This window comes from Micromonospora sp. NPDC005173 (genome assembly GCF_040608515.1).
GTDB lineage: Bacteria > Actinomycetota > Actinomycetes > Mycobacteriales > Micromonosporaceae > Micromonospora.
In genome coordinates, this window is sequence record NZ_JBEXIK010000106.1 from 1 (window position 1) to 1,505 (window position 1,505).

The following is a 1,505-nucleotide window of genomic DNA, read 5'->3' on the forward strand; positions in this document are numbered from 1 at the left end:
CAACGCCGTTCAGTTAGGCGGCTGGTGTGGGTGTCAAGGGTCGGGGATGACGATGTCGATGCTGGTGGTGGCTTGATAGCTGCGGCGGTCGATGGTGGGGCCGCGGGCTTGGTATTTGCTGTTCGAGCGTTTGATCATGCGTGTTTTGGTGCGTAGGCGGCGGTCGGGGAGCAGGTGGGTCAGGACGTTGGCGCCGATGACGCCGACCAAGTCGATGGCGGTGTCGGCGATGATCCCGGCGGCGTGCACGATCTGGTCGCGGGCGGTGTTCAGGGCGGTGGTGAAGCTGGCCCGGTCGGGGTCGAGGCCGGGTCGGCTGTCGGTGGCGTCGACCATCGCGGTGCGCAGCAGTTGGTAGGCGCTGAGCAGGGCGTAGACCTCTTGCTGGATGCCGTCGGGGGTGCGGGCGCGCAGGACACGTCCGCTCAGGATCGAGGATTTGAGTTCGAGGTAGGCGGTCTCGATCTCCCAGCGCTGGTGGTAGAGCCGGATCAGTTCGGCGCCGGGATGGGTGTGCGGGTTGAGCAGTGTGGTGATCAGCCGGTAGCCGCTGGTGCGGGTGTCCTCGGTGGTGGTGATGCTGATCTGCGCGTCGATGACCCGGATCGGCAGGCCGCCGATGATTGAGGAGAACGAGCCGTCGCGGTGGCGGCGCAGGACCGGTAGTTTGCGGCCGTTCTTGCAGCGGATGAGTAGGTGCGCCCCGGTCGCGGCCAGGGTAGTGATCAGGTCGGCGGCGGCGTAGTTACGGTCGGCCAGCAGCAGCATCCCGGGCCGCAGGCTGCGGGCGAGGTGGCGGGCTTGGTCGAGTTCGCCGGTGCTGACCGGGTCGAACACGGCGTCCAGGACCGAGCGGGTGCCGCAGGACAGTAGGGCACTGAGCCGTAGTTGGGGGTAGCCGGAAGCGCCGTTGTTGCATCTCTGTTTGGCATAGCGGCCGGTGTTCGCGGCGGAGTCCGCGACCGTCAGGAGGGTCCCGTCGATCACGGCCAGCAGCAGACCACGCCAGCGCACCTGGGTGGCGCTGGTGACGGCCGGGCCACGCAGCAGATCGAACAACGCTCGCATCGGTTGTGCGCCGAGACGTTGCCGGGCCTGGCGCAACGCGCTGCCGCTGGGCGAGACGATCGGCAGACCCGACAGCCCGGTGGTCAGTTTGCGCCATACCTGCTGGTATCCCAGTTCGGCGAACAGGCATCCCGCGAGCAGTAGGTACATCACGACCCGGGCCGGCAACAGCCGGACCCGTGACTCGGTACGCCTGGTCGAGGCCAGGACATCATCGACCATCTCGAACGGCACCAGACGAGTCAACTCGCCCAGGTGACCCGGCGCGAACACTCCTGCGGCTACCGTCACCGTCCGAGTTATGGCAATCTGATCAGCCAGCGGAGCTCCAGGTTCAAGGGCGTCTTAGAGTGACCACCCTCTATACCGGAGCTCCGCTGCTTCGTCTCCACGACACGCTTGACAACCCACCACACCGCCTAACTGAACGGCGTTGG

The 1,505-nt window shown here is 66.6% G+C and carries 1 protein-coding gene; it reads right to left on the bottom strand.

The annotated features are described in order from the left end of the window. Positions 1-33 precede the first annotated feature (33 nt). Entirely contained in the window at positions 34-1,359 is a 1,326-nt protein-coding gene (locus ABZV00_RS37775; RefSeq protein WP_355615450.1) for an IS4 family transposase, read from the bottom strand. Between the last annotated feature and the right edge of the window lie 146 nt (positions 1,360-1,505).